This is a genomic window from Streptomyces sp. NPDC088124, assembly GCF_040685895.1.
Taxonomy (GTDB): domain Bacteria; phylum Actinomycetota; class Actinomycetes; order Streptomycetales; family Streptomycetaceae; genus Streptomyces.
The window spans coordinates 107,569-133,793 of the sequence record NZ_JBFBJB010000008.1 but is presented as its reverse complement, the minus strand read 5'-3'; the positions used below and the strand labels follow the sequence as shown (position 1 = coordinate 133,793).

The following is a 26,225-nucleotide window of genomic DNA, read 5'->3' as shown; positions in this document are numbered from 1 at the left end:
CGGTCAGCCGCCGTGGAACTCCGCGAGCAGCGCGGGCAGCGCCGTGCCGATCGGCTCGCGGACGATCCGGTCCGCCCGGTCGTCGTACGGCGTCGGCTCGGCGTTCACCACGACGAGCCGCGCGCCGTGGTCCGCGGCCAGCCCCGCCAGCGAGGCCGCGGGCTGCACCTGAAGAGTCGTGCCCACCGCGAGGAACACCTCGCACGCCTTGGCGATCGCCAGGGCCTGCGCCAGCACCTCCGGGTCGAGCCGCTCGCCGAACATCACCGTCGCGGACTTGAGGATCCCGCCGCACGCACGGCACGGCGGGTCCGCCTCGCCCGCCTCGACCCGGTCCAGTGCCTCCCGCATCGAGGAGCGGACATGGCACCCCGTACAGATGATCTCCCGTGCGGTGCCGTGGAGTTCGAGCACCTTGCGGGCGGGGAGACCGGCGAGCTGATGCAGCCCGTCGACATTCTGCGTGATGACGCGGACCGCCGTCCCCGACCGCTCCAGCTCGGCGATCGCGCGGTGTGCGGCGTTCGGCTCGGCGCCCAGCGCGGGGCTGTCGCGCCGCATCAGCCACGAGCGGCGGCGGATCTCCGGGTCCGCCATGTACGTGTCGTACGTGACGAGCTTCTCGGCACCGGGGTCGCGCCGCCACAGGCCGTTCGGCCCTCGGTAGTCGGGGATGCCGGAGTCGGTGGAGATCCCGGCGCCGCTGAGGATCGCGACGAGAGTCATGATCCGATCGTAGGCGCCGGGCCGGACGGCGGCGAAGGGATTACGAGGTCACCCGCGTGAACGGGTCCGGTGTCAGCCCCGTCCAGCGGTGCAGGACCACCCGGCCCGTCTGCCGGGTCACACCGCCCGACTGGACCGTACCGGCCTCGGCGACGTAGTAGCGGCCGTCGTCCAGCGCGATCAGCCCGTACTGCCCGGCCGCCTCCCAGCCGTACACACCGGACGCCGCGTGGTGCAGCCCGCGCGGCAGCAGCGACAGCAACTTCCCGCGCTCCGACTGCTGTTGACCACGTACCGGGCCCTGCACCGCGCGCTTGGAACCGTCGATGACGAAGAGGGAGTAGTTGGGGAACGCGGTCTTCTTGCCCTTGTAGACGGCCATCAGCCAGTTGCCGCTGCGCGCGTCGTACTCCAGGTTCTGCACGCCGTACGTGGTGTTGCCGGTGTACGCGAAGTACTTGCCGTCCGGCGCCGGCGGGCCCGAGGTGTGCGGGGCGTCCTCGGTCAGCGGGCGCTCGTACTGCTTCCACGCGCGGACGTCGTACTGGAGCAGGACCTGGTGGTCGTTGTCCTGCCGGGTGGTGTTGGAGTAGATCCCGTACGCGACGGTGAGCTTGAGGCCGCCCCGTCCGTCGAAGGAGGAGCCGAAGGCGACGCCGTCGATGCCGCTGCAGCCGTAGCGGTGGTCGGGGGTGGCGGCGGTGTCGCCGTCGAAGACGCCGTCGCCGTTCATGTCGGCCGTGTAGTCCTTCACGACCTCGCCGAGATGGACGGTGGAGACCACGCCCGTGGACGCGGCGTCCATGTTCATCCGGTCGATGCGGTCCCCGTCGAAGACGGCGATGTAGAACGCCTTCGCCGCCTTGTACTCCAGGGAGCCGTACACCCGGCCGTCGGCCGTGTTGAAGTCGAGGTCGCCGAGGTGCCCGGTGAAGCCCGTGACGGAGCCCAGCGGTCCCCCGCTCAGATCCGTCTTCACCAGCAGGTTGGTGAAGGAGAAGTACATCACTCCCTTGCTGCGGTCGACGGCCGTGCCCTGAAGATGCCCCGACTCCCAGGCGCCGCCGTCCACCGACACCGGCAGGGCCGGGAGGGCGGCCGCCTCCGCCACGGCGGCCTTCCGTACGGCGGGCGCCCCCGCCCCGTCCTCGGCATGGGCCGCGCCCCCGCCGGCCACGACGGCCGATCCGACGAGCGCGGACGTGAACAGGGCCGCCGTGAGCCGGCCGCGTGTCTGCCTTCGCATGATGCCTCCAGGGGGTCGGGGGACTCCGGTGGGACACCAGGATGATGGCGCGAGGGCGTGCACGGGGGACCAACACGGAATGAACGCGCGGCGCCGGCCCCGACGGACCGTCAACCCGGCCCGGCGCCGGGTGGGTTCCCGCCCCGCGCCGGGCCGAACTCAGGCCGCGCGGGTCCGGATCGCCTCCGCGAGGGCGTGCTGCCCGTGCTCCGCCATGTCAGTCCTCCGGAGTGGCGGTCAGCGCGACGGGCATGACGAGGGTGGTGAAGCTGCCCTGGTCCGCCGAGCGCACGACGACCGGCCGGGTCACCTCGGAGATCTCCAGCAGGACGTCGGGGCCGACGCTCGCGTCGAGTGCCGGGGCGAGTACGGCGGGGTCGAAGCCGATCCGCAGGGGTGGTTCGCCGATACGGAGCGCCCGCAGGGTGGTGGACCCGGGCGGCGCGCCGTCCGGGTCCTCGGGACGCACCGGCGAGATGTGTACGTCGTCCTCGCCGAGCCGCAGGGCGATCACCGGCGCGTCCTCGCCGTCGGCCGCGGCACCCGCCTCGGCGCCTGCCGTGACGGCGGCGAGCAGTGCCGACCGGTCGACGATCAACCGGTGGCGGGTCTCGGGCAGTTCGGCGAGCATGTCGCGGTACGCGGGGAACTCGCCCTTCCACAGGCTCAGTTCACGGGAGCCGGAACCGTCCGCGTCGGATATCCGGACCTCGTCCGCGCCGATCTCGACGGTCACCGCCGAGCACCGCGCCGCCCATGCGCCCGCCTCGGCCAACGGCCCCGAGTCCAGCAGCACCTGACGCTCCGGGCCCTCCACCGCGACCACCGGCTTCAGAACCCGGGTCGAGAGGCGGTAACGGTCGGTGGCGACCAGCCGGACCTCGCTGTCGTCTATCTCGACGAGGATCCGGCCGAGCACCGGATGGTCCGGGTCGTCACCGACCGCAGTGCCCACCTGCCGTACGGCACCGGCCAGTTCGGCCCCGCCGAGCCGTACGCGCGTGACCGGCTCGGCCCCGTCCCCGTCCCCGGTCGCGCCGTCCGCGGCGCTCTCCTGGCCGGGCAGGGAGCGCAGCACGGCCGCGATCGTGGCGTCGGCCGTCCGCGACTTCTCCCGTACGGTGCTGCGGTGCCGCTCCAGCACCGTACGGGCCGAGTCCGGGTCGCCGTCGAGGACGATCATGACCTCCGCGAGCGGCAGCCCCGCCTCCCGCAGGCTCCGCAGCACCCGTGCCCGCATCTCCTGGTCGAGGCTGTAGGAGCGGTAGCCGGTGGTGGCGTCGACCTGGGCGGGGACCAGGACGCCGCAGTCGTCGTAGAAGCGCAGGGCGCTCGGTGCGAGGCCGACGCGCCGGGCGAAGGCGCTGATGCTCAGCAGCTCGGGCTGGAAGAGGCCGATCGAGATGTCCACCGGAGTGGAGCCTGTAGTGCTGTCCATGGCGGTGATTGTCGAGGTTCAGGCAACGTGAAAGTCAACTCCGGCGGCGGATCCGGGAGAGGGGGACGCGGGGAGCCCGTACCGCTTCCCGTCCGCGCCGCCGCTTCTGTGCAGAATCCACGGGTACGGATAGGGTCGGAGCGGCGCGACTGCCTGTTCGAACGTAAGGGATGCATAGTGACGGACGGAGCGGTGTCCACGACCGCGCGGGTACTGATCGCGGCGGACAAGTTCAAAGGATCGCTCACGGCGACGCAGGTCGCCGAGCGGGTGACGGCCGGGCTCCGGCGGGTCGCCCCCGACGTGCCGGTGGAGACGCTGCCCGTCGCGGACGGCGGCGACGGCACGGTCGCGGCGGCCGTGGCGGCCGGTTTCGAGCGGCACGAGACACGGGTGACCGGCCCCCTGGGCGACCCGGTCACCGCGGCCTACGCCCTGCGGGACGGTACGGCCGTCATCGAGATGGCCGAGGCGTCGGGGCTCCAGCACCTTCCCGAGGGTGTCTTCGCCCCCCTCACCGCCACGACGTACGGCTCCGGCGAACTGCTGCGCGCCGCGCTCGACGCGGGCGCGCGGACCATCGTCTTCGGCGTGGGCGGCAGCGCCACCACCGACGGCGGGGCGGGGATGCTCGCGGCGCTCGGCGCGCGCTTCCTGGACGGGGACGGCAAGCCCGTCGGCCCGGGCGGCGGCGGACTGCGGGAGCTGGCCACCGCCGACCTCTCCGGTCTGGACGCCCGGCTCGGCCGAACGGAGGTCGTGCTCGCCAGCGATGTCGACAACCCGCTGACCGGCCCCCAGGGCGCCCCCGCCGTCTACGGTCCGCAGAAGGGCGCGGGCCCCGAGGACATCGCCGTCCTCGACGCGGCCCTCGCCCACTACGCCACGGTGCTGGCCGCGGCCGTCGGCCCCCGGGCCGCCGCTCTCGCGCTCTCGCCAGGGGCGGGCGCGGCGGGCGGCATCGGCTACGGCGCGCTCGTCGGACTCGGCGCAGGCTTCCGCCCCGGCATCGAGGTGATGCTCGACGTGCTGGGCTTCGCCCCGGCCCTGGCCAGGGCCACCCTGGTGATCACGGGGGAGGGCTCGCTCGACGAGCAGACCCTGCACGGCAAGGCGCCCGCGGGCGTCGCGGCGGCGGCCCGCGCGCAGGGCGTCGAGACCATCGCGGTCTGCGGCCGGCTGGCCCTGCCCCCGGAGGCACTGGACCGGGCCGGGATCGCCCGCGCCTACGCCCTCACCGCCCTGGAACCGGACCCGGCCCGCTGCATGGCGCAGGCGGGCCCGCTGCTGGAACGCCTGGCGACGGACATCGCCCGCGACTTCCTGAGCTGAGCTGAGCTGAGCGAGCCGAGCTAGCACAAGAGCCTCGTACGAAGGACCTCGTACGAAGAACACCGCCGCACAAGGGAAGGGCCCGGGCGCTGTCCGCCCGGGCCCTTCCCTTGTGCCGTCCGCGTGTGCGTTACGGGAGCTGCGCCGCCCGCGCCTCGCGGCGGTTGCCGCGGAAGGTGTTCACCCGCCGTGCCGTGGCGAAGAGCGGGATCACCGCGCCCGTCACCACCTGGAGCGCGCAGCCCGTCTGGAGCAGCAGCTGGCCGCCGGGCGCGTCGAACGCCCATGCCGCCAGCAGCCCCATCGCGGCCACGATCCAGCTGAGCATGGCCACCGCGAGGACGCCCCGCGGCTTCGGGTACTCGACCCGGCTCACCATCAGCCACGCCACGCCGACGATCGCGAGCGTCGTCGGTACGAAGGGCAGCTCCAGCAGGACGATCGAGACGACCGTCAGCGCGCCGAACGGGGACGGCATCCCCTGGAACATGCCGTCCTTCATCGTCACGCAGGAGAATCTCGCCAGCCGTAGCACGACGGCCAGCAGCACCACGACCGCGGCCAGCGCCGAGACCCGTTGATGCGCGTCGTCCGCGACCATTCCGTACACCAGTACGAAATAGGCCGGGGCGAGACCGAAGCTGATCAGGTCGGAGAGGTTGTCCAGCTCCGCGCCCATCGGGGAGCTGCGCAGCTTGCGCGCCACGAGCCCGTCGAACAGGTCGAAGATCGCCGCCGCGAGCATCAGGATCACGGCGGTCGCGGCGGAGTGCCGCGCCATGCCGCTCTCGTCGCTGCCCGTGAGGTGCGGGATCAGGATGCCGGTCGTGGTGAAGTAGACCGCCATGAAGCCGCAGGTGGCGTTACCGAGCGTGAGGGTGTCGGCTATCGACAGCCGCAGTGAGAGCGGCATGTCCTCCGCGTCGTCCTCGGCCTCCGCCTCGGCCTCCGCGGCCCACCCTGCTTGTGTGTCGGGATCAATCACGGTCAATTCGAGTCACCCCTGCGGTCGTGGTCTGGCCGACCTCGACGGCGACCTCGACACCTTCCGGAAGGTAGATGTCGACGCGCGAGCCGAAGCGGATCAGGCCGATGCGCTCGCCCTGCTCCACCTTGGTCCCCTGGGGCAGGTACGGGACGATGCGCCGGGCCACCGCGCCGGCGATCTGCACCATCTCGATGTCACCCAGCTCGGTGTCGAAGTGCCAGACGACGCGCTCGTTGTTCTCGCTCTCCTTGTTGAACGCCGGGACGAACCCTCCGGGGACATGCTCCACGGACGTCACGGTTCCCGCGAGGGGAGCGCGGTTGACATGAACGTTCAGCGGGCTCATGAAGATGGCGACCCGCGTGCGCCCGTCCTTCCACGGCATGATGCTCTGCACCACACCGTCGGCCGGGGAGATGACCCGGCCCTGCGTGATCTCGCGCTCCGGGTCTCTGAAGAACCACAGCATGCCCGCCGCGAGCGCGGTGGCGGGCACAGCGAGGACTGCCGCACGCTTGGAGCTGCGCGCGCGGGCCAGTCCGATCGCCGCGGTGGCGACGGTCGGGAGAAGCCACGGCGATGCTCCGCGAGCGATGCGGACACGACCGCGTGGTGCAGAGGTTTGGCTGTGGGGCATGGATGACCTTCGTAGCGGATGATGCCGCGCTGGCAACGGGGGACGGCGGCTTTTCAGCGATGGTACTGGTTACAAGCCGCAACTGAGCAAGCCAGCAGCCGAGTCGGGCGGCTTGAAGCTTGCGGGAGAGCACCACAGGGTGTGATTTTCTTCGCCACCAAAGCGGATCAAAGACGATAATTAACCCTGGAATCGGTACTCCTCCAGCAGTCGGCGCCCGATGATCATTTTCTGGATCTCGGCGGTACCCTCGCCGATCAGCAGCATCGGTGCCTCGCGGTAGAGGCGCTCGATCTCGTACTCCTTGGAGAAGCCGTAACCGCCGTGGATCCGGAAGGCGTCCTCGACGACTTCCTTGCAGTACTCGGAGGCGAGGTACTTCGCCATCCCTGCCTCCAGGTCGTTTCGTTCCCCGGAGTCCTTTTTGCGTGCCGCGTTGACCATCATGGCATGGGCCGCCTCGACTTTGGTAGCCATCTCGGCCAGCTTGAACTGGATCGCCTGGTGCTGGGCGATGGGCCTGCCGAAAGTGTGACGCTGCTGGGCATACGAGACACCCAGCTCGAAGGCGCGCTGAGCGACGCCGCAACCACGTGCCGCGACATTCACCCGGCCCACCTCCACCCCGTCCATCATTTGGTAAAACCCTCGGCCGGTGGCCCCGCCGAGGACCCGATTGGCCGGAATGCGTACTCCGTCCATGATCAGCTCGGTGGTGTCGACCCCCTTGTACCCCATCTTGTCGATCTTCCCGGGGACGGTGAGCCCCGGCCGTACCTCACCGAAGCCCGGCTCCTTCTCCACCAGGAACGTGGTCATCGACCGGTGCGGGGCCGTGCCCTCCGGGTGGCCCTCGTCCGTCCGGCACAACACGGCGACCAGATTCGACGTGCCGCCGTTCGTCAACCACATCTTCTGGCCGTTCAGTACGTACGCGTCCCCGTCCCTGACCCCCTTCGAGGTGATCGCGGAGACATCCGAGCCGAGCCCGGGCTCCGACATCGAGAACGCGCCACGCACGGTGCCCTCGGCCATCCGGGGCAGGAACGTCTCCTTCTGTTCCGCCGTGCCGTGCTGCTTGAGCAGGTACGCCACGATGAAGTGGGTGTTGATGATGCCCGACACGGACATCCACCCCCGGGCGATCTCCTCCACGCAGAGCGCGTAGGTGAGCAGCGACTCGCCGAGACCGCCGTACTCCTCGGGGATCATCAGCCCGAACAGCCCCAGTTCCCGCAGGCCTTCCACGATCCGGGTCGGGTACTCGTCGCGGTGCTCCAGCTCCGTGGCGACCGGCAGGATCTCCTTGTCGACGAAGTCCCGCACGGTGGCCAGGATCTCCCGCTGGATCTCGGTCAGTCCCGCGGTCTGGGCGAGTCGGCTCATGACGTCACTTCTCCTGCGGCTGAGGGCGGCCGGGCTGTTCGCCGCCGCGTTCCTTGACGTAGCTCTCCGTCGGGACCATGACCTTGCGGCGGAAGACACAGACGACCGTGCCGTCCTGGTTGTAGCCCTTGGTCTCCACGTGCACGACACCCCGGTCGCTCCGGGACCTCGACGGTGTCTTGTCCAGCACCAGCGTCTCGCCGTACAGCGTGTCGCCGTGGAAGGTGGGCGCCACGTGCTTGAGCGACTCCACCTCCAGATTGGCGATGGCCTTGCCCGACACGTCCGGCACCGACATGCCCAGCAGCAGCGAGTAGACGTAGTTGCCGACGACGACGTTCTTCCCGAAGTCCGTCGTGTTCTCGGCGTAGTTGCTGTCCAGGTGCAGCGGGTGGTGGTTCATGGTGAGCAGGCAGAACAGATGGTCGTCGTACTCCGTGACCGTCTTGCCGGGCCAGTGCTTGTAGACCGCGCCGACCTCGAACTCCTCGAAGGTGCGTCCGAACCGCATCGCTCAGCCCTCCGGCGCTTCGAAGCTGGTGGTACGCCGCATGCCCGCGGCCCGGCCCTTGCCCGAGATCACCAGCGCCATCTTCCGGCTGGCCTCGTCGATCATCTCGTCGCCGAGCATGGCCGAGCCCTTCGCGCCGCCCGCCGCCGAGGTGTGCCACTCGTACGCGTCGAGGATCAGCTCGGCGTGGTCGTAGTCCTCCTGCGAGGGCGAGAAGATCTCGTTGGACGCCTCGATCTGACCGGGGTGCAGCACCCACTTGCCGTCGTAACCGAGCGCCGCCGCCCGCCGTGCCACCTCGCGGTACCCGTCCACATCGCGAATCTGAAGGTACGGGCCGTCGATCGCCTGGAGATCATAGGTGCGGGCCGCCATCAGGATGCGCATCAGAATGTAGTGGTAGGCGTCAGCGCCGTAGCCGGGCGGCTGCTCCCCGACCACCAGCGTCTTCATGCTGATCGAGGCCATGAAGTCGGCGGGGCCGAAGACGATCGTCTCCAGACGGGGCGAGGCGGCGGCGATCGCGTCGACGTTCACCAGCCCCCTGGCGTTCTCGATCTGCGCCTCGATGCCGATCCTGCCGACCTCGAACCCCATCGTCCGCTCGATCTGGGTGAGCAGCAGATCGAGGGCGACGATCTGCTGGGCGTCCTGGACCTTCGGCAGCATCAGACAGTCGAGGTTCTGCCCCGCGCCCTCCACCACCGTGATGACGTCGCGGTACGTCCAGTGCGTCGTCCAGTCGTTGACCCGTACGACGCGTGTCTTGCCCGTCCAGTCGCCCTTGTTGAGCGCGTCGACGATGGTGTGCCGGGCGCCCTCCTTGGCGAGCGGCGCGCACGCGTCCTCCAGATCGAGGAAGACCTGGTCGGCCGGGAGCCCCTGCGCCTTCTCCAGGAAGCGCGGATTGGAGCCCGGTACGGCGAGACAGGAGCGGCGCGGACGCAGCCGGTTCCGGGCGGGGCTCCCCGGCGCGGGGCTCCCGGACGGGGCGGGCGCGGGGATCCCGGGGGTGGCGGGCGCGGTCATGGGCGGACCTCCAAGGGGTCGAGTCTGTTGGCTTGCCGGATCTCGTCGACGATACGGCCGATGATCTCCGTGATCCCGAAGTCCTTCGGGGTGAAGACGGCGGCCACGCCGGCCGCCCGCAGCGCCTCGGCGTCGGCGTTCGGGATGATCCCGCCGACGATCACCGGGAGCTCGCCCGCGCCGGCCGCGCGCAGCCGCGTGAGCACGTCCGGCACGAGCGCGGTATGCGAGCCCGACAGGATCGACAGGCCCACACAGTGCACGTCCTCCGCGAGCGCGGCCGCGACGATCTGCTCGGGAGTCAGCCGGATGCCCTGGTAGACCACCTCGAAGCCGGCGTCCCTGGCGCGTACGGCGATCTGCTCGGCCCCGTTGGAGTGCCCGTCCAGACCGGGCTTGCCGACCAGCAGCCGCAGCCGCCCCGCGCCCAGCTCCCCGGCGGTACGGGCCGCCTTCTCCCGTACGGCGGCGAGCGGCGTGCCCGGCTCGGCGCTCACCGCGAGCGGCGCCCCGGCCACCCCCGTGGGCGCGCGGTACTCGCCGAACACGTCGCGCAGCGCCCAGGACCACTCGCCGGTCGTCACCCCGGCGCGGGCGCACTGCAGGGTCGCGGCCATCAGGTTCTCGGTGGAGGCGGCGGCCTTCTTCAGAGCGCTCAGCGCGTCGGCGGCCCGGGTCTCGTCGCGCGCGTCCCGCCAGGCGCCCAGGGCCGCCACCACCCGGGCCTCGTTCGCCGGGTCGACCGTCATGACCGCCGTGCCGAGATCCGCGGTCAGCGGGCTGGGCTCCGTGGACTCGTAGCAGTTGACGCCGACGATCCGCTCCTCGCCGCACTCGATCCGGGCCCGGCGCTCCGCGTGCGCGGCGACCAGCCGAGACTTGAGATAGCCGGACTCGACGGCCGCCAGCGCGCCGCCCATCTCCTCGATCCGGTCCATCTCCGCCAGGGCCCCCTCGACCAGCTCGGCGACCTTGGCCTCGACGACGTGCGAGCCGTCGAAGAGGTCCCCGTACTCCAGCAGGTCGCTCTCGTGCGCGAGCACCTGCTGGATACGGAGCGACCACTGCTGGTCCCAGGGGCGCGGCAGCCCCAGCGCCTCGTTCCAGGCCGGGAGCTGTACGGCGCGGGCGCGGGCGTCCTTGGAGAGCGTGACGGCCAGCATCTCCAGCACGATCCGCTGGACGTTGTTCTCCGGCTGGGCCTCGGTCAGCCCCAGGGAGTTGACCTGGACGCCGTAGCGGAAGCGGCGCTGCCTGGCGTCCTCGATGCCGTACCGCTCCCGGGTGATCCGGTCCCAGATGCGGGAGAAGGCCCGCATCTTGCACATCTCCTCGACGAAGCGCACGCCCGCGTTGACGAAGAAGGAGATCCGTCCGACGACGTCCCCCCTGCGCTCCTCGGCGATCCGTCCTGACGCGAACACCGCGTCGAGCACGGCGATCGCGGTGGACATGGCGTACGCGATCTCCTGGACCGGGGTCGCCCCGGCCTCCTGGAGGTGGTAGCTGCAGATGTTGACGGGGTTCCACCGGGGCAGGTGGTGCACCGTGTACGTGATCATGTCCGTGGTCAGCCGCAGACTGGGCCCCGGCGGGAAGACATGCGTCCCGCGCGACAGGTACTCCTTGACGATGTCGTTCTGTGTCGTGCCCTGCAGCCCGGCGGGATCCGCGCCCTGCTCCTCCGCGACCACCTGGTAGAGCGCCAGCAGCCACATGGCGGTGGCGTTGATGGTCATCGACGTGTTGGTGCGCTCCAGGGGGATGTCCTGGAAGAGCCGGCGCATGTCGCCGAGGTGCGCGACCGGCACCCCGACCCGGCCGACCTCGCCGCGCGCGAGGACATGGTCCGGGTCGTAGCCGGTCTGCGTCGGCAGGTCGAAGGCGACGGACAGGCCGGTCTGGCCCTTGGCGAGATTGCGCCGGTACAGCTCGTTGGACGCCTCGGCGGTCGAGTGACCTGCGTACGTCCGCATGAGCCAGGGCCGGTCCTTGTGACGATCGATCATGTGGAAACCCTCAGAGGTTCGGTCGGTCGGGCGGCCGGTCGTTCGGACAGGGGGCGGGTCACAGGTCCCGGAAGCGGTTGATGGCGTCGAGATGGCGGGCCCTCAGCTCCTCGTCGCGCACGCCCAGGCCCTCGCGCGGCGCCAGCGCCAGCACGCCGACCTTGCCCTGGTGGCGGTTGCTGTGCACGTCGTGCGCGGCCTGGCCGGTCTCCTCCAGCGGGTACACCTTCGACAGGGTCGGGTGGATCTTCCCCTTGGCGACGAGCCGGTTCGCCTCCCATGCCTCGCGGTAGTTGGCGAAGTGCGAGCCGACGATCCGCTTGAGGGACATCCACAGATAGCGGTTGTCGTACTCGTGGGTGTAGCCGGAGGTGGAGGCGCAGGTGACGATCGTGCCGCCCTTGCGCGTGACGTACACGCTGGCGCCGAACGTCTCGCGCCCCGGGTGCTCGAAGACGATGTCCACGTCCTCGCCGCCGGTCAGCTCGCGGATGCGCTTGCCGAACCGTTTCCACTCGCGCGGGTCCTGGCGCTCCCCGTCCTTCCAGAACCGGTACCCCTCGGCGGACCGGTCGATGATCGCCTCGGCGCCCATCCGCCGGCACAGCTCGGCCTTGTGGCCGCTGGACACCACACAGACCGGGTTCGCCCCGCCCGCGAGCGCGAACTGGGTGGCGTACGAACCGAGCCCCCCGCTCGCGCCCCAGATCAGCACGTTGTCGCCCTGCTTCATCCCGGCGCCGTTGCGGGAGACGAGCTGGCGGTACGCGGTCGAGTTGACCAGCCCCGGTGCCGCCGCCTCCTCCCAGCTCAGATGCTGGGGCTTGGGCATGAGCTGGTTGGACTTCACCAGCGCCAGCTCCGCGAGACCGCCGAAGTTGGTCTCGAACCCCCAGATCCGCTGCTCCGGGTCGAGCATCGTGTCGTTGTGCCCGTCGGACGACTCCAACTCGACGGAGAGGCAGTGCGCGACCACTTCGTCCCCGGGGCGCCAGGCGTTGACGCCGGGTCCGGTCCGCAGGACGACGCCCGCCAGATCGGAGCCGATGACGTGGTACGGCAGGTCGTGCCGCCTGGTGAGGTCGCTGAGCCTGCCGTACCGCTCCAGGAAACCGAAGGTCGGCACGGGCTCGAAGATCGAGGTCCAGACGGAGTTGTAGTTGACCGAACTGGCCATGACGGCCACCAGGGCCTCGCCCGGCCCGAGTTCGGGCACCGGCACCTCGTCGAGGTGGAGCGAGGCGCGGGGGTCCTTCTCCCGGGTGGCCAGACCCGCGAACATGTCCGTCTCGTCCTTGTGCACGGTCACCGCGCGGTACGAGGCGGGCAGGGGCAGAGCGGCGAAGTCGGCGGACACGGCGTCCGGCGACTGGATCGCGTCCAGGATGTCCTTCACGGTGGTGCCTCCGGCGAAGCGGGGATCCGGGCGGGGATCCGAGTGCGAGGGGTCGCGTGCGTGACTGCGGTGGAGGGGCGGTGCCGATATCGCGGGTCCGGCGGGTACGGCGGACCGCGCTGATCGGGGGCGCGGAGGTGCGGGTGCCTGTGACGCAGGCGTCCGGGACGCGGGCGGGATACGCCTGCGGGGACAGCCGGACACCTTCAACGTATGGCACCCCGTGACACCTGGCAAGGCACTGGGTGCCAAATTTCTGTCTCACTTGTCGGGCTCGTGGCACGCATGAGCAATCCCTACCGCCCGGCCGCCGGTACGTATCACTTTCACGGGGCGACGGGGGCGCAAGCGAGGGTGCGCGGACGGGCAGGGGGTACGGGGATGGGTACGGCCTGGCGGGGCTACGGGTACGGCCTGGCGGGGCGCGGCCGGTCACCGGTGGCGCGGCCGACGCGGCGGCGGGTTCGGCGGACGACGGGACGGCCGCCGTCATACCCGCCGCCGTGGCCGCGGCCTTCGGCCCGGCGCGGGGCGCGCGCCGCTACCGGGGAGTGCTCACGCGTCCTTGAGGGCCCGCTGGATCGCCCGCATGACCTCGTCCAGCGGCGCGTCCGTGCGCGCCACCGTCACCAGCACGTCCCCGGTGGCGCGCGCGGTGGCCGTGGCGGGCAGCGGGGCGCGGCCCATGGCCCGGCCCGCGCCGATGCCCGTGCCGAAGGTGTCCCGGACGATCGCGAAGGCGTGGTCCAGCTGCCCCTCGACATCGCCCTCGCCGCCGGCCCGCAGCCAGCGGCGCAGCACATGGTTGTGCGCCGTGACGACGGCGGAGGCGGCCACCTCGGCGAGCAGCGGGTCGTCGTTGCCGTCGGTGTGGTCGCGCTCGTCGAAGTGGCCCAGCAGATAGCGGGTGAACAGCCGTTCGTAGCGGGCCACCGAGGCGATCTCGCGCTCCCGGAGCGTGGGCACCTCCCGGGTCAGGCGGTAGCGCTCCACGGAGACCGCGGGGGAGGCCGCGTACATCCGCATGACCTCCTTGATGCCCCGGCAGACCGTGTCGAGGGGGTGCTCGTGCGGGGGCGCGGCGTTCAGCACGGCCTCGGCCCGTACGAGGGTGTCGTCGTGGTCCGGGAAGATCGCCTCTTCCTTGGAGCGGAAGTGCCGGAAGAAGGTACGGCGTGCCACTCCCGCGGCGGCGGCGATCTCGTCGACGGTCGTCGCCTCGTACCCCTTCGTCGCGAACAGCTCCATCGCCGCCGCGGCCAGTTCGCGGCGCATCTTCAGCCGCTGGGCGGCGGCACGGGTGCCCGCCGCGCTCTCCGGGGCGTCGGACCTGGTGCTCGTACGGGGGGACTTGGCGGGCTGGGACATGAGGTGAACGTACTGCATCGGCGCAGGAGAGCGCGCCCGCGGGGGCGGACCGCCCGGTCCCGGAGCCTCCGGTTCCGGGCCGGGCGGTCCGTCCGGGGCGGCGCCCCGCTCCGCGCCCGGGTCAGCGCCGCGCGTAGGCACGGAAGCCGCGCCCCGACTTGCGGCCCAGGCAGCCCGCCGCCACGAGCCGCTCCAGCAGTGGCGCGGGGGCCAGTCCGGGGTCGCGGAACTCGCGGTGCAGGGCGCGCTCGATGGCGAGCGAGACGTCCAGGCCGACCACGTCGAGCAGTTCGAAGGGGCCCATCGGATAGCCGCCGCCGAGCCGCATCGCGGCGTCGATGTCGTCGAGCGTCGCGTAGTGCTGCTCGACCATCTTGATCGCGTTGTTCAGATACGGGAAGAGCAGCGCGTTCACGATGAAACCGGCGCGGTCGCCGCACTCCACCGGGTGTTTGCGGACCGTGGCGGCCACCTCGCGGACGGTGGCGTGCGCCTCGTCGGAGGTGAGGACCGTACGGACCACCTCGACCAGCCGCATCGCCGGGGCCGGGTTGAAGAAGTGCATGCCGACGACGTCCGCCGGGCGGGTGGTGGCGCGGGCGCAGGCCACCACGGGGAGCGAGGAGGTCGTCGTGGCCAGCACCGCGCCGGGCCGGCAGACCTTGTCGAGCGTGCCGAAGAGCGACCGCTTGACCTCCAGGTCCTCGGCCACCGCCTCGACCGCGAGATCCACTGCGGCGAGCGCGTCGGGCGAATCGGCGGGCACGATCCGCGCCAGCGTGGCGTCGCGGGCCCCGGCGCTGATCCTGCCCTTGGTGACGGAACGGCCGAGGGACTTCGCGATCCGGTCCCTGGCCGCCGCGGCCTTCTCCGGGCTCCGGGCGACGAGCACCACGTCGTACCCCGCCACGGCGAAGACCTCGGCGATCCCGGCCGCCATCGTGCCGGAGCCCACGACGCCGACGGAGCCGACCGGCCGGCCCGGGGCGCCGCCCGCGACGGGGGAGGGCGTGAGCGCGTCCGGTACGGGGACGGCGCTGCCCGGCGCCTCGTACGTGTAGAAGCCGCGCCCCGACTTCCGGCCGGTCAGCCCGGCGTCGCCGAGCTGCCTGAGCACCGGCGCCGGGGCGTGCAGCCGGTCCTGCGAGGCCGCGTACATCGCCTCCAGGACCGTACGGGCGGTGTCGATCCCGATCAGGTCGAGCAGTGCGAGCGGCCCCATCGGCAGGCCGCAGCCCAGCCGCATCGCCGCGTCGATGTCCTCACGGGAGGCGTATCCGGCCTCGTACATCGCGGCGGCCTGGTTGAGGTAGCCGAAGAGCAGCCCGTCCGCGACGAAGCCGGGCCGGTCGCCCACCGCGACGGGCTCCTTGCCCAGTTCGCGGGCGAGCGCGGTGACGGCCGCGACGGCGCGGTCCGCGGTGAGCACCGAGGAGACCACCTCGACCAGCTTCATCGCCGGGGCCGGGTTGAAGAAGTGCAGCCCCAGCACGCGTTCGGGCCGGGCGGTGTCAGCGGCGAGCCGGGTCACCGAGAGGGCGTTGGTGCCGGTGGCGAGGATGGCGGAGGGGGCGACGACGCCGTCCAGCTCGCGCAGCACCCGCACCTTGGTCTCGTACGACTCGGGCACCACCTCGATCACCAGCGCGGCGTCGGCGGCGGCGCGCAGGTCGGAGAAGGTACGGAACCGCGCGAGGACGGTCCGCCGCTCCGCCGCGCCGATCCGGCCGCGCTCGACGGCCCGCGCGGTGGACGCCTCCAGGGCCGCGACGGCCCGGCGGGCGGCGGCCTCGCTGATGTCGATGCCGATGACCTCGCGGCCCGCCCGGGCCAGGACCTCGGCGATACCGGTGCCCATCGTGCCGAGACCGACGACGGCGACGGGGGAGAGAGGGATGTCCATCAGGGGACTCCAGGGGAGAGTGACGACTGGAAGGGCGCGCGGGGCGCCACGGGAGGGGCGCGCGGGGACGGTGTAGGGGGCACGTGCCCGGAACACGGAACGCGTCGCGCGCAAGCACGGCATGGAAAGCGCGATGGAACGACGGCGGGCCCTGTCCCGTGGCCGCGCCGTACGGTGCGGTGCCGAACCGACAGCACCGCCGACCACACTCACGAACGGCTGCGTCACCAGGCCCTCGTGAGCGGCGGAGGTCATCCGCTCATCTGAGGTTAACCCACGGGTAACGAGCGCGCCAGAGCTGGGCCGCCGTGGCCTCGGTCACCCGGCCGGCGCGCGGCACCCGCGGGCGTCAAGAGTGGCCGGTCGGGCGGTAGTTGCCGCTGGTGGGCGCCGATATCCTGGCCCCATGGACGAGGACTTCCGCTCGCTCGCCGACCGGACCAGGGACGAGTCCGGGGGCTCCGGCGTGTACCAGCGGCTGATCCGCACCGACGACCGGGAAGCGCTGGCCGACGTCCTCGTCCAGCACGGACAGCCCCTGTGGGCGCGGGAGATCGCCGCCTTCCGGCTCGGCTGCGCGGGGGACCGGCGGGCCTTCGAGGCGCTGGTGCTGCTCCTCAACCACCGCGACCCGGAGCGGTGCGTCTCCGCCTCCTACGCCCTGGCCCGGCTCGGCGACCCGCGCACCTCCCGCGCCGCCGCCGCACTCGCCACCAACGGACTCCGGACGGCCTACGCGCTCCACCCCGTGCGGCTGCTCACCGAGTTACGGGCCCCCGAGTCCGTACCGGCGCTGATCACCACCCTGCAACGCCTGCTGGCGCCGGACGAGCCGCACTGGCGGGTCGCACTCGCCTGCGTCGAGGGCCTCGGCCACCTCGGCGACACCCGCGCCCGCCCCGTCCTGACCGCGGCGAGGGACCACCCCCGCCTGACGACAGCGGCCGCCGAGGCACTCGCGCGCATCCCCCGCGCCTGACCCTCCTCGATCGCGGCGGCATCAGGAATCCGCTTCCGTCAGGCTGCGGTGACCCACTGGGCCAGCAGCAGCGCGAGCGGGCCCCTTTGAAGCAGGAAGCGCCTCTCGGTGGCGGCCCGGATCGCGTCAGCCATCGCGCGCACTCCTCCAGTGTCTCGCCGGGCTCCCGGCGCCCGCCGGGAAGGACACGTCCTCGCCGCCATGCCGGGGAAATCCGGCGGTCAGGACGGCGATGGCGCGCCCGACTCCTCGGGCGGGTGCGGTAGGGGTGCCGCGGCCCGCTGGGCCGATGCCGAGAACGCGCTGGCGGACGACCGGCCGCACAGATGTGCCACGGTGGTGACCGGGGGTTCTCGGCCAGCAGGACCAGGGCGTGGCAGAGGCGCAGTTGTGTGCGCCACCGCGGGAAGGTCATGCCGAGGTCGGCCTTGAAGAGGCGGCAGGAGGGGGCCGACCGCCAGGACGGTCGGCCGGTCCAGGCCGGGTGGGTTGTCGCCGGCGCGCCCAGCCGCTGCCCCGCCTGATCGCCCGCCGCACCCGCGGCCCGCTGTTCCTCACCGACCGCAGGGCCCCCGCCGGAACGCCGACGCTCGACGTGTGCCCGGAGACCGGTCGCGCCCGGCTGTCCAACCGGCGGGCTGAGGAGATCTTCGAGGAGGACACGCGGCTGCCGGCCAGTCCCCGCACCTCGACCGAGGACATCGAGGACCTGGACGGCTTCACGCCGCACCGGCTCCGCCACAGTGCCTGGACGCACGAGGTCGAGGGCGGCACGTCCACGCCGATGCTGCCGGCCCGTTCCCGCCACACCTCGGTCCGCTCCCTGGAGCGGTATGCTCGGCCCGGCGTCGACGCGGTCGCCCGGCATGTCGCCGAACGCGACCCCGCCGCACGTCGCCGGACGTGACCCTCGCCGTTCGCGGCTGGTGACGATCCTGCTGGCTTATTCGGTCAGAACCCGGCCTTGGACCGCCGGGCCGTCCGCGTCCGTCACGGCCTCACGGCCGGCGGGGCTGCTTCCTGACGCGCCTTGGAAAAAAGTTGCGGGCCGCTGTCGATCCGGCCACGTCCCGTTCGACGTCATAATGTGCGGCGCCTCGCCGCACGATGACGCGACAGGACCTGACGAGGAACACATGGATCAACTGCTGAGAGTCATGAACTTCAACGTCTCGAGTGACGGTATCGGTGCCGGTGAGCACCAGAGCCTTGAGCGGCCGTTCGGCCTCGACCATCCCGAGAGGCTGTTCGCCTGGGCCGGAGCCACGGCGAGCTGGCCCATGCGCACGGATCCCGGCGGGAGCCGGGGCCTCGACGACTACTTCACCCGAGACTTCGCACGCAACATCGGTGCCGAGATCATGGGCCGCAACAAGTTCGGGCCCCAGCGCGGTCCCTGGCAGGACCATGAGTGGTGCGGCTGGTGGGGTGAGGAGCCCCCGTTCCGCACGCCGGTGTTCGTCATGACCCACCACGAGCGTCCGTCGTTCACGCTCTCCGACACCACGTTCCATTTCGTCGACGACGGCCCGGGCACGGTCCTCGAACGGGCGCGGGAAGCGGCGCAGGGCAAGGATGTCCGACTCGGTGGCGGGGTTACCACCATCCGGCAGTTCCTTGATGCCGGCCTCGTCGACACCATGCATGTCGCGGTCTCGCCAGTAAAGCTCGGGTCCGGACTACGGCTGTGGGAGTCCCCTGATGAGCTGCTCGACCGGTTCCACCTGGAGGTCGTGCCCAGCCCGAGCGGCGTGACACACCATCTGTTCTGGCGAAGGTGACGCCGGACACTCGGGGCGGCTGAAACGGCTGGCCAGGCACTCAACGAGGACCAGCCGTTCAGCTGATTCGCCCTGATCAAGGTTCAAACACGGCCTGGTGCCGCGACCGGCACGACGCGCCATCAGGTACTGCTGAGCGCCACTCCGTGGACCGACGACGACGGAATGGGGGTACGCACTGCCCATGGCAGGCACACGCGACCATACGACCCCGGACACAAACCCAGCCGTACCACGGACTCGCGCTCGGGCAAGTCGTACGCCCTCAAGGACGCGGATCAGCTCGCGACGGTCGTGATGCGCCCGCGCGGCCGGCATCTGGCGGAGCGCCATCTCCATCTGGACGGCGATCCGGCGCCGGCGCGCTGGTCGACTTCGGGCTGTACTTCTGCCACAACGCCGCCCGCACCGGCCTCCGGCAGATGATCAAAAACCAGAGCAAAGGAGCCGCGTCGTCCACATGACTACCCGGCGGACGTCACCTGCCCGGACAAACGTGACGGTCTTACACACCCTCAGCTTCCATTGAGCCGGACGGGGGTCCACCAGTCGGTGGACCTCAAGTTCAACCGGTCGCTGCTGTCGGCACCGCACCCCCGACGAAGAGCATGGATGACATGAAGAATCTTCCCGTGCGCATGGTTCGTCGGAGCGCCGCCCACCCCTGGCGGGGCATCGTCGGCTGGTTCGTCTTCGTCGCCCTGTGCCTCGGCATCGGCATCTCTGTGGGCACCAACACGGCGACCGCCGAGGACTTCCGCATCGGTGAGGCGGGACGCGGTGAGGCGATCGCCGCGGAGGGCGGGCTGCAGCAGCGCCCCGTCGAACACGTCCTGATCACCGCGAAGCCGGGGACCGGAAAGCTCGACCTCGCCGCGGCCGACCCGTCCGCCGCCGATGTCGCCGCCCGGATGGCCAAGCTGAACGCACTGATCTCCTGGAATTGGCCGTCCCTGTGTCTGCGCTCCGACGTGCGCAGGGGCAGCTCTCCGTTCCCGCCTCTCGCAACGGAACGTGCCCAACGTCCCTCGCCCCCTGCAACGCCATGGCCTGCGCAAATGCTCGGCAGCTCGGGACAAGCGCGGCCCCTGGGCCGCCCATCCGGATCTGGCGCCGATCGCGCAGGCGTCCTTCGACGCGGCCACGCGGAGATCTCGCGTTCGCGGATCTGGCAGTGGATCAACGCGGGCGTCGAGTTCGAGCACGACAGCCGCACCGTACGGGCCACCCCGGAGCTGGCTCGGTAGCTCGCCGCCGACGAACTCGTCGCGATCCGCGCCGAGTCCGGCGAGGAGGCGTTCGCCGCGGGCCGCTGGCAGCAGGCCCACGATCTACTGCCGACGGTCGCGCCGGACGACGACTACGCGGACTTCCTCACGCTGCCCGCGTACGAGCCGCTACGCGGCTGAAGCTGGGCCCCGGCCCCGGCGGGAACCCTGTGGCGGTGCGGCTCGGGGTTCCTGCCGTACGGCTCAGGGTTCCCGCCGTGCCGGAAGCCTCGGCACGCTGGCGATCAGCCGTCGTGAGTAGGGGTGGGCGGGCGAGCCCAGTACGGACGCGGTGTCGCCCTGCTCCACGACGCGTCCGTGCTCCAGCACCGCCGTCCGCTCGCACAGTGCCGCGACCACCGACAGGTCGTGCGAGACCATCGCGATGGTCAGCCCCCGGGTCTCCTTGAGTTCGAGCAGCAGGTCGACGATCCGGACCCGGGTGGTGACGTCGAGGGCGCTGACCGGCTCGTCGGCGAGCAGTACCCGGGGGTCGCACACGGTGGCCCTGGCGATGGCGATGCGCTGGCGCTGGCCGCCGGAGAACTCGTGCGGGTAGCGGCCCGCGGCGTCCGCCGGGAGGCCGACGGCCTCCAGCGTGGTGGCGACCCTGGGGTCCTCCTCCCGGGACCGGCGGGACGAGGGAACCAGGCCCAGTGAGCGCAAGGGCTCCGAGACGATTCCGCTGACCCGCTGCCGGGGGTCCAGGGACGAGTACGGGTCCTGGAACACGCTCTGCACGCCGCGCCGGAAGCGGCGCATCTGTTCGCGGTCCCGGAGCCCCAGTTCGTCACCGTCGAACAGGATTCTCCCGCTGGTGGGCCGGGTGAGGCCGAGCAGCAGCCGCAGCACCGTGGTCTTGCCGGCCCCCGACTCGCCCACCAGACCGACGCTGCGGCCGGCGGTGATGTCGAGCGAGACGCCGTGCAGTACGGGGGCCGCGCCACGGTAGGCGAAGCCCGCGTCGTCCGCGGCGAGGATCGGGGTGGTCACTGGTCCACCATCCTTTCTGCGGGCTTCCGCGGGCGTCATCGGACGATCCGTTCCAGTGCGCTTTCCAGGTGCCGGGCGCTGTCCACCAGGTCCCGGGTGTACGGGTGCCGGGGGCGCAGCACGATGTCGTCCACGCTCCCGGACTCGACGGCTGCCCCGTCCTTCAGCACCAGGACATGATCGGTGACGGTGGAGACCACGGCGAGGTCGTGGCTGACGAAAAGCAGCGCCATGTCCCGCTGGGAGACCAGCCCGTCCAGCAGCGCGAGCACCTCGGACTGGACGGTGACGTCCAGTGCGGTGGTGGGCTCGTCCGCGATCAGCAGGGCCGGTTCGCAGGCGAGGGCCATGGCGAGCGCGACCCGCTGGCGCTGCCCGCCGGAGATCTCGTGCGGATAGGCGCGGGTGATCCGGTCCGGCTCCGGGAGACGTACTTGGTCGAGGGCTTCCTCCACCGCGCGGCGCAGCGCCGTCCCGCGCAGCCCGCGCCACCGGCGCAGTGGCTCGGCCACCTGGCCACCGATCCGCATCAGCGGGTCGAGTGCGGTGAGGGGCTCCTGGAAGACCACGGCGGCGGCCCGGCCGCGCAGCGCGGTCAGTCGCCGCTCGGTCGCGCCGATGACCTCCGTTCCGGGCCCGTCGGGATCCGCCCTGAGGATGACGCTGCCGACGGCGGCCATGCCCGGCGGCAGCAGGCCCATGACGGCGAGTGTGGTGAGGGACTTGCCCGAACCCGACTCGCCGACCAGGCCGAGCCGGGAGCCCGCGCCGATCGAGAACGACAGGTCGGAGACCAGGGCCCGGCCCTGTTCCGTGCGGATCGACAGTCCGTCGACATCAAGTACGTTCATCGGGTCCTCCGCCGGGTCGGATCCAGCGTGTCGCGCAGCCCGTCGGCGATCAGGTTGACGCCGACGACGAGCACGACCAGCAGCACTCCGGGGGCGATGACCCCGGTGGGAGCGGTGAATACGGTCGCCTGCGCCTCCTGGAGCATGCGCCCCCAGGACGCGTTCGGCGGCGGGGCGCCGAGGCCCAGGAACGACAGGCTCGCCTCGGCCATGACGGCGAGGCCGAACTGCTGGGCGAGGCTCACCACCAGCGTGGGCCAGATATTGGGTATCACATGGCCGGTGATGACGCGCGGCCAGGACGTGCCCGAGGTGCGGGCGGCCGTGATGTAGTCCTGCGCCAGCACCCGCTTGACCAGGACCCGGGTCAGCCGGGCCACCACGGCGGTCATCGCCAGCCCGATGGCGAGAATCGCGGAGCTCAGCGACGCCGACCGGGCCGCCACCATCAGCATGGCCAGCAGCAGGGTGGGGAACGCGATCAGCACGTCCAGCAGTGTCGAGAGGGTGTCGTCGAGCCAGCGGGTGGCGAAGCCCGCGGCCAGACCCGCGCAGACGCCGAGCACCGTCCCGATCGCGACCGCGCCGAGACCGGCCTCCAGGGCGATACGCGCCCCGGTCATCAGCTGGGTCAGCAGGTCGCGACCGAGCTTGTCGGTGCCGAGCAGATGGGGCAGGCCGGGCGGCGCGAGGCGGCCGCCCGAGGTGTCCTCGGGGGCGTACGGGACCCAGAACAGCGAGACCAGCGCGACCGCGACGATCAGCCCGACGAGGACGCAGCCGGACACCAGGGCGGGCGAACGGCGCGTGCGTGGGGCTCGCGGAGGCCGGACGGGCATCGTCGTGTCCGTCTGCGCACCCGAACCGGGGGCAGTGGCTTCGGTCTCGCTCATCGGGTGCCTCCCGACAGCCTGCCGCGCAGCCGCGGATCGATGAACCGTTGGGCGAGGTCGCTGAGGAATCCGATGACCAGTACGGCGAAGGTGCTCACGAAGAGCACCCCTTGGACCGTGGGGTAGTCGTGCTGGGCCACCGCCTGGGTGAGCAGACTGCCCAGCCCCGGCAGTGCGAACACCGTCTCGACCACCACCGCGCCGAGCAGCGTGGTGGCGAGTTCGATGCCGAGGACCGAGACGACCGGCACGGCGCCGTTGCGCATTCCGTGCCGCCACATCGCACGGCTGAAGGACGAGCCCAGGGCCCTGGCGGTGCGCAGATAGTCGCTCCCGAGGATGTCCAGGGCCGCGGACCGTACGTAGCGGATCAGCGCGGCGGACATCACCAGGGCGACGGTGATCACCGGCAGGGCCAGCGATGTGAGCGCTTCCCCGGGGCGCTCCCAGCCGTCCTGCGGGAAGCCCCCGGCGGGCAGCATTCCGAGGCGCAGCGCGAACACGGTGATGAGGATCATCCCGATCCAGAAGACCGGTACGGCGATGCCCAGTTGGGAGACCCCGCTGATCAGCGTCCCGTACCAGGTGGCCGACCGGTGGGCCGCGAGGAAGCCGACCGGGACCGCGATCACCACGGCCAGCAGGAAGGAGAGCAGCGTCAGCGGGACGGTGACATCGAGCCGGGAGGTGATCTCCGGACCGACGGGGAGCGAGCTGACGAACGAGTTCCCCAGGTCGAAGGTGGCCAGTTGGTGCAGCCAGTGCGCGAATTGTTCCGGGAGGGGGCGGTCCGAGCCGATCTCGCGGCGGGCCGCGGCGATCTGCTCCGGGCTCGCGCCGACCGAGAGCAGGGAGTTCGCCGGGTCGCCGGGGAGCAGCCGCAGCAGGAGGAAGAGCACCACGCTGGCCAGGAACAGTGAGCCGGCCAGGAAGGCCAGCCGCCGCAGCAGGTAGGAGATCATCAGCGTAGGGGACCGATCGACGGGAGTGGGGATTCCGCCGTGCGGGCCCGGTACGGAGGCCGGGCCCGCACGGCGGGGTGGGCCATCAGCTCTTCTTGATGTCGTAAGCGTAGAACTGCGAGTTCAGGCCGTTGAGCGGGTAGCCCGACAGCTTGGTGTTGGCCACCACGATCTGCGGGTACAGGTAGAGCCAGTCGCTGGCCGCGTCCTCGGCGATCTTCCTGTTGGCCTTCTTCAGCAGCGCCGTCTGCCGGTCGGTGGTGTCCGACTGCTCGGCCTGCTTCACCCACTCGGTGACCTGCTTGTTGTCGTAGCCCCAGTAGAAGTCGGGGTTTCCGTACCAGACGACGTCGCGGTCGTTGACGTGCTCCTGGAGCGTCGCGCTGAAGTCGTGGTTCTTGTACACCTTGGTGTACCACTCGTCCGGCGTGATGATGTTGATCTTGACGTTGATGCCGACCTTGGCCAGTTCCGACTTGATGAAGGTGGCTGCCGTCGGGTGCGGGTCGTAGTTCGGGGTGTCCAGTGTGAAGCTGAAGCCCTTCGCGTAGCCGGCCTCGGCGAGTTCCTTCTTGGCGAGCGCCACGTCGTACGGGTTGACCTTGGTCAGGTCCTCGTACCAGGGGTCGGTCGGCGGGACCATCGAGCCGATCAGCGTGCCGTGGTCGCCCCAGACCGACTCCAGCAGCTTCTTGTTGTTGATCGCCGAGGTGACGGCCTTGCGCACCTTGACGTTGTCGAACGGCTTGACCCGGTCGTTGAAGGCCAGCAGCAGCTTGGTGGTCGAATTCCCGTCGTTGACCTTGTAGTTCGGGTTGTTCTTGAACTGGTCGAGGGCGTCCGGGCTCTGCTCGCTGGTCACCACGTCCACGGCGTTGGTGAGCAGCGCGTTGTTGAGGGCGGTCGCGTCCTTGTAGTAGTGGAAGACGACCTTCGCGTTGGTCGCGGGCTTTCCCCAGTAGCCCGGGAAGCGCGCCAGACTGAGCGCGGAGCCCCGGGCCCACTTGTCCAGGGTGTACGGTCCTGTGCCGTCCTCCGAGGTCTTGAGGTTTTTGGCCTCGGAGTTGACGATCCAGACGTAGCTGAGGTTGTAGACGAACGAGATCGACCTGGACGACAGGGTCACCTTGACGGTGGTGGCGTCCGGGGTCGTGATCGACTTGACCACGTCGAAGCTGCTCTTGCGCGCCGACTGGGAGTTCGGGGCGGTCACCTTCTCGATGCTGGACTTCACATCCGCGGAGGTGAGTGCCTTGCCCGAGTGGAACTTCACGCCGTCGCGCAGCTCGAAGGTGTACGTGAGGCCGTCCGGGCTGACGGTGTAGTCCTTGACGAGCTGCTTCTCGACCTTGCCGCTGTCGGTGAGCTTGAACAGGCCCTCGTAGACGTTGCCGTTGAGCGCCTCGGTCACGCCCTGCCCGCCGCCTCCGGTGTTGTCCAGATTCTGCGGTTCGTAGAGCGAGCCGATCCCGACCGTGGCGTTCTTGTCATACGAGCCGTTGGACGAGGGGTTCTTGCCGCCGGAGCCGGAGCCGCAGGCGGTGAGGGCGAGGGACAGGGCGACCGTCAGGGTGCCACCGAGCAGCGGTACGGACTTTCTCATCACTTTTTCTCCTGATCGACGGTGAGCTCAGTGGACCGTGTAGCCGTCGCGGAAGACCGGGTTCTTCTCGCCCGCCTCGACGGGCAGGTGCAGCCGGTTCTGCCGCGGCGGCAGTGGACAGTTGTACTGAGCGGAGAATCCGCACGGCGGTACGAAGGCACGGTTGAAGTCCAGTACGACCGTATTGCCGCCCGTCGCGTCGCTGTCCGGTTCGCGTGGGACGAACAGGAAGCGGCCGGCGCCGTAGGTCTCGTTTCCGTTGGTCGGGTCACCGAAGACCAGGAGGAGTGTTCCGTCGTCGTCGAAGGCCGACAGCGTGTAGTCCACGCAGTCCAGGGTGACGTGGATGTCGCCGGGGACAACCAGGTCGCGGCTGCCTCCGCTGTCCCGGATGTGCTCGAACGGCACCCGCCGGTCGGCGGAGACCGGCGTGAAGGTCGCCTCGATCACCCAGTCCGGACGGAACGGGAAGGTGTCGATGTGCGAGAAGTGCCGGATGGCCGGGGCGTCCGGGTCCCAGAAGCGCAGGGCGTGTTCCGGCTCGCCGGTGTGGATGTTGGTCCGCAGGACAGTGGTGACGGTCACACCGTCGGGGGCGGCGGCCCGCGCCTTCTCCTCAACGGGGTCCGCTCCGGGAGCCAGCCACCGGGTCTCGATCAGCGCCAGGTTGCCGACGGGCCCGGTCACGGCGGTCCGCCGCGCTGCCCGCCAGCCGTCCAGACCCTCCTGAGCTGCGGTTATGGCCTGCGCGGATCCATGAGGGTGTTCGGACATACGGCACTCGCTCCGTCTCGGTGAATGGTTCGATCCGGCACGGCGTCGCTGTCGGGTCTGGATCGAACGGATCGTACCTACATGGGTCGTTTCCGGCCAAGAACGACCGCCCTTCGAGACAGGACCGGAGCGATGGGGCCGGGCCGGTCCAC

Annotated in this window: 22 protein-coding genes and 3 pseudogenes; 6 read left to right on the top strand and 19 right to left on the bottom strand. The window is 70.9% G+C overall.

Annotated elements, in window-relative coordinates:
• Nucleotides 1-3: 3 nt before the first annotated feature.
• From AB0P17_RS09115 to AB0P17_RS09105, 3 genes are all read right to left on the bottom strand, one after another.
• Nucleotides 4-726 carry a Sir2 family NAD-dependent protein deacetylase gene (locus tag AB0P17_RS09115; protein WP_365809004.1) on the bottom strand — a complete coding sequence of 241 codons (723 nt, stop codon included), beginning with the start codon at nucleotides 724-726 and terminating at the stop codon, nucleotides 4-6.
• A 40-nt stretch (nucleotides 727-766) separates the two neighbouring features.
• On the bottom strand, nucleotides 767-1,972 hold the full coding sequence (locus AB0P17_RS09110) for a hypothetical protein (RefSeq protein ID WP_365809002.1): 1,206 nt from the start codon (nucleotides 1,970-1,972) through the stop codon (nucleotides 767-769).
• Between the two features lie 217 nt (nucleotides 1,973-2,189).
• A complete protein-coding gene (locus AB0P17_RS09105) occupies nucleotides 2,190-3,410 on the bottom strand; it encodes a MerR family transcriptional regulator (RefSeq protein ID WP_365809001.1) in 1,221 nt (406 codons plus the stop codon).
• A 177-nt stretch (nucleotides 3,411-3,587) separates the two neighbouring features.
• Between AB0P17_RS09105 and AB0P17_RS09100 the strand changes: the two genes are divergently transcribed.
• Nucleotides 3,588-4,742, top strand: a complete 1,155-nt coding sequence (locus AB0P17_RS09100; RefSeq protein ID WP_365808999.1) for a glycerate kinase — start codon at nucleotides 3,588-3,590, stop codon at nucleotides 4,740-4,742.
• A 130-nt stretch (nucleotides 4,743-4,872) separates the two neighbouring features.
• On the opposite strand, the gene pssA is transcribed toward AB0P17_RS09100, so the two are convergent.
• From pssA to AB0P17_RS09055, 9 genes are all read right to left on the bottom strand, one after another.
• Nucleotides 4,873-5,727, bottom strand: coding sequence for a CDP-diacylglycerol--serine O-phosphatidyltransferase (gene pssA / locus AB0P17_RS09095; protein WP_365809140.1), 855 nt, complete (start codon nucleotides 5,725-5,727; stop codon nucleotides 4,873-4,875).
• Complete coding sequence (locus AB0P17_RS09090) at nucleotides 5,720-6,367, bottom strand: phosphatidylserine decarboxylase (protein ID WP_365808997.1); 648 nt, start codon at nucleotides 6,365-6,367, stop codon at nucleotides 5,720-5,722. The genes pssA and AB0P17_RS09090 overlap by 8 nt, the downstream gene beginning before the upstream one ends.
• A gap of 180 nt (nucleotides 6,368-6,547) precedes the next feature.
• A complete protein-coding gene (locus AB0P17_RS09085) occupies nucleotides 6,548-7,753 on the bottom strand; it encodes an acyl-CoA dehydrogenase family protein (RefSeq protein WP_365808995.1) in 1,206 nt (401 codons plus the stop codon).
• 4 nt (nucleotides 7,754-7,757) lie between these two features.
• A complete protein-coding gene (locus tag AB0P17_RS09080) occupies nucleotides 7,758-8,264 on the bottom strand; it encodes a MaoC family dehydratase (protein WP_365808993.1) in 507 nt (168 codons plus the stop codon).
• A gap of 3 nt (nucleotides 8,265-8,267) precedes the next feature.
• Nucleotides 8,268-9,293 carry a CoA ester lyase gene (locus AB0P17_RS09075; protein ID WP_365808991.1) on the bottom strand — a complete coding sequence of 342 codons (1,026 nt, stop codon included), beginning with the start codon at nucleotides 9,291-9,293 and terminating at the stop codon, nucleotides 8,268-8,270.
• The gene (locus tag AB0P17_RS09070; protein WP_365808989.1) at nucleotides 9,290-11,302 is read right to left on the bottom strand and encodes a protein meaA; all 2,013 of its coding nucleotides are present in this window, start codon (nucleotides 11,300-11,302) and stop codon (nucleotides 9,290-9,292) included. The genes AB0P17_RS09075 and AB0P17_RS09070 overlap by 4 nt, the downstream gene beginning before the upstream one ends.
• A gap of 58 nt (nucleotides 11,303-11,360) precedes the next feature.
• Nucleotides 11,361-12,698, bottom strand: coding sequence for a crotonyl-CoA carboxylase/reductase (ccrA, locus tag AB0P17_RS09065; protein WP_365808988.1), 1,338 nt, complete (start codon nucleotides 12,696-12,698; stop codon nucleotides 11,361-11,363).
• A gap of 555 nt (nucleotides 12,699-13,253) precedes the next feature.
• On the bottom strand, nucleotides 13,254-14,066 hold the full coding sequence (locus AB0P17_RS09060) for a TetR family transcriptional regulator (RefSeq protein WP_365808986.1): 813 nt from the start codon (nucleotides 14,064-14,066) through the stop codon (nucleotides 13,254-13,256).
• Between the two features lie 121 nt (nucleotides 14,067-14,187).
• Nucleotides 14,188-15,969: a 3-hydroxybutyryl-CoA dehydrogenase gene (locus AB0P17_RS09055; RefSeq protein ID WP_365808984.1), complete on the bottom strand. Its 1,782-nt coding sequence runs from the start codon at nucleotides 15,967-15,969 to the stop codon at nucleotides 14,188-14,190.
• A 406-nt stretch (nucleotides 15,970-16,375) separates the two neighbouring features.
• Here AB0P17_RS09055 and AB0P17_RS09050 point away from each other — a divergent pair, with 406 nt between their 5' ends.
• Nucleotides 16,376-16,948 carry an adenylosuccinate lyase gene (locus AB0P17_RS09050; protein WP_365808983.1) on the top strand — a complete coding sequence of 191 codons (573 nt, stop codon included), beginning with the start codon at nucleotides 16,376-16,378 and terminating at the stop codon, nucleotides 16,946-16,948.
• A 221-nt stretch (nucleotides 16,949-17,169) separates the two neighbouring features.
• Here AB0P17_RS09050 and AB0P17_RS09045 read toward each other — a convergent pair.
• A pseudogene (locus AB0P17_RS09045) lies at nucleotides 17,170-17,387 on the bottom strand (helix-turn-helix domain-containing protein); the annotation flags it as partial.
• A 45-nt stretch (nucleotides 17,388-17,432) separates the two neighbouring features.
• Here AB0P17_RS09045 and AB0P17_RS09040 point away from each other — a divergent pair.
• The 4 genes and pseudogenes from AB0P17_RS09040 to AB0P17_RS09025 all read left to right on the top strand — a co-directional run.
• Nucleotides 17,433-17,855, top strand: coding sequence for a site-specific integrase (locus tag AB0P17_RS09040; RefSeq protein ID WP_365808982.1), 423 nt, complete (start codon nucleotides 17,433-17,435; stop codon nucleotides 17,853-17,855).
• 229 nt (nucleotides 17,856-18,084) lie between these two features.
• Nucleotides 18,085-18,729, top strand: coding sequence for a dihydrofolate reductase family protein (locus AB0P17_RS09035; protein ID WP_365808980.1), 645 nt, complete (start codon nucleotides 18,085-18,087; stop codon nucleotides 18,727-18,729).
• Between the two features lie 234 nt (nucleotides 18,730-18,963).
• A pseudogene (locus AB0P17_RS09030) lies at nucleotides 18,964-19,130 on the top strand (malate synthase A); the annotation flags it as partial.
• A 733-nt stretch (nucleotides 19,131-19,863) separates the two neighbouring features.
• A pseudogene (locus AB0P17_RS09025) lies at nucleotides 19,864-20,138 on the top strand (malate synthase A); the annotation flags it as partial.
• A 63-nt stretch (nucleotides 20,139-20,201) separates the two neighbouring features.
• On the opposite strand, the gene AB0P17_RS09020 reads toward AB0P17_RS09025, so the two are convergent.
• The 6 genes from AB0P17_RS09020 to AB0P17_RS08995 form a co-directional block, all read right to left on the bottom strand.
• Entirely contained in the window at nucleotides 20,202-20,990 is a 789-nt protein-coding gene (locus AB0P17_RS09020) for an ATP-binding cassette domain-containing protein (RefSeq protein WP_365808978.1), read from the bottom strand.
• A gap of 35 nt (nucleotides 20,991-21,025) precedes the next feature.
• Nucleotides 21,026-21,841, bottom strand: a complete 816-nt coding sequence (locus tag AB0P17_RS09015) for an ABC transporter ATP-binding protein (protein WP_365808976.1) — start codon at nucleotides 21,839-21,841, stop codon at nucleotides 21,026-21,028.
• Nucleotides 21,838-22,734 carry an ABC transporter permease gene (locus tag AB0P17_RS09010; RefSeq protein ID WP_365808975.1) on the bottom strand — a complete coding sequence of 299 codons (897 nt, stop codon included), beginning with the start codon at nucleotides 22,732-22,734 and terminating at the stop codon, nucleotides 21,838-21,840. The genes AB0P17_RS09015 and AB0P17_RS09010 overlap by 4 nt, the downstream gene beginning before the upstream one ends.
• Nucleotides 22,731-23,696, bottom strand: coding sequence for an ABC transporter permease (locus tag AB0P17_RS09005; protein ID WP_365808973.1), 966 nt, complete (start codon nucleotides 23,694-23,696; stop codon nucleotides 22,731-22,733). The genes AB0P17_RS09010 and AB0P17_RS09005 overlap by 4 nt, the downstream gene beginning before the upstream one ends.
• Nucleotides 23,697-23,781: 85 nt before the next feature.
• Nucleotides 23,782-25,299 (bottom strand): ABC transporter substrate-binding protein, encoded by a 1,518-nt coding sequence (locus tag AB0P17_RS09000; RefSeq protein ID WP_365808972.1) that lies wholly within the window; start codon nucleotides 25,297-25,299, stop codon nucleotides 23,782-23,784.
• Nucleotides 25,300-25,326: 27 nt separating this feature from the next.
• Nucleotides 25,327-26,073 carry a DUF1684 domain-containing protein gene (locus AB0P17_RS08995; protein ID WP_365808971.1) on the bottom strand — a complete coding sequence of 249 codons (747 nt, stop codon included), beginning with the start codon at nucleotides 26,071-26,073 and terminating at the stop codon, nucleotides 25,327-25,329.
• Nucleotides 26,074-26,225 lie beyond the last annotated feature (152 nt).

Bases quoted from the DNA above. Each gene is read 5' to 3' on its own strand.
- AB0P17_RS09105 (WP_365809001.1), bottom strand. From the start codon at position 3,410: ATGGACAGCACTACAGGCTCCACTCCGGTGGACATCTCGATCGGCCTC.
- AB0P17_RS09015 (WP_365808976.1), bottom strand. From the start codon at position 21,841: ATGAACGTACTTGATGTCGACGGACTGTCGATCCGCACGGAACAGGGC.
- AB0P17_RS09055 (WP_365808984.1), bottom strand. From the start codon at position 15,969: ATGGACATCCCTCTCTCCCCCGTCGCCGTCGTCGGTCTCGGCACGATG.
- AB0P17_RS09080 (WP_365808993.1), bottom strand. From the start codon at position 8,264: ATGCGGTTCGGACGCACCTTCGAGGAGTTCGAGGTCGGCGCGGTCTAC.
- AB0P17_RS09005 (WP_365808973.1), bottom strand. From the start codon at position 23,696: ATGATCTCCTACCTGCTGCGGCGGCTGGCCTTCCTGGCCGGCTCACTG.
- AB0P17_RS09110 (WP_365809002.1), bottom strand. From the start codon at position 1,972: ATGCGAAGGCAGACACGCGGCCGGCTCACGGCGGCCCTGTTCACGTCC.
- AB0P17_RS09090 (WP_365808997.1), bottom strand. From the start codon at position 6,367: ATGCCCCACAGCCAAACCTCTGCACCACGCGGTCGTGTCCGCATCGCT.
- AB0P17_RS09010 (WP_365808975.1), bottom strand. From the start codon at position 22,734: ATGAGCGAGACCGAAGCCACTGCCCCCGGTTCGGGTGCGCAGACGGAC.
- AB0P17_RS09060 (WP_365808986.1), bottom strand. From the start codon at position 14,066: ATGTCCCAGCCCGCCAAGTCCCCCCGTACGAGCACCAGGTCCGACGCC.
- AB0P17_RS08995 (WP_365808971.1), bottom strand. From the start codon at position 26,073: ATGTCCGAACACCCTCATGGATCCGCGCAGGCCATAACCGCAGCTCAG.
- AB0P17_RS09115 (WP_365809004.1), bottom strand. From the start codon at position 726: ATGACTCTCGTCGCGATCCTCAGCGGCGCCGGGATCTCCACCGACTCC.
- AB0P17_RS09050 (WP_365808983.1), top strand. From the start codon at position 16,376: ATGGACGAGGACTTCCGCTCGCTCGCCGACCGGACCAGGGACGAGTCC.
- AB0P17_RS09085 (WP_365808995.1), bottom strand. From the start codon at position 7,753: ATGAGCCGACTCGCCCAGACCGCGGGACTGACCGAGATCCAGCGGGAG.
- AB0P17_RS09075 (WP_365808991.1), bottom strand. From the start codon at position 9,293: ATGACCGCGCCCGCCACCCCCGGGATCCCCGCGCCCGCCCCGTCCGGG.
- AB0P17_RS09035 (WP_365808980.1), top strand. From the start codon at position 18,085: ATGGATCAACTGCTGAGAGTCATGAACTTCAACGTCTCGAGTGACGGT.
- AB0P17_RS09070 (WP_365808989.1), bottom strand. From the start codon at position 11,302: ATGATCGATCGTCACAAGGACCGGCCCTGGCTCATGCGGACGTACGCA.
- AB0P17_RS09000 (WP_365808972.1), bottom strand. From the start codon at position 25,299: ATGAGAAAGTCCGTACCGCTGCTCGGTGGCACCCTGACGGTCGCCCTG.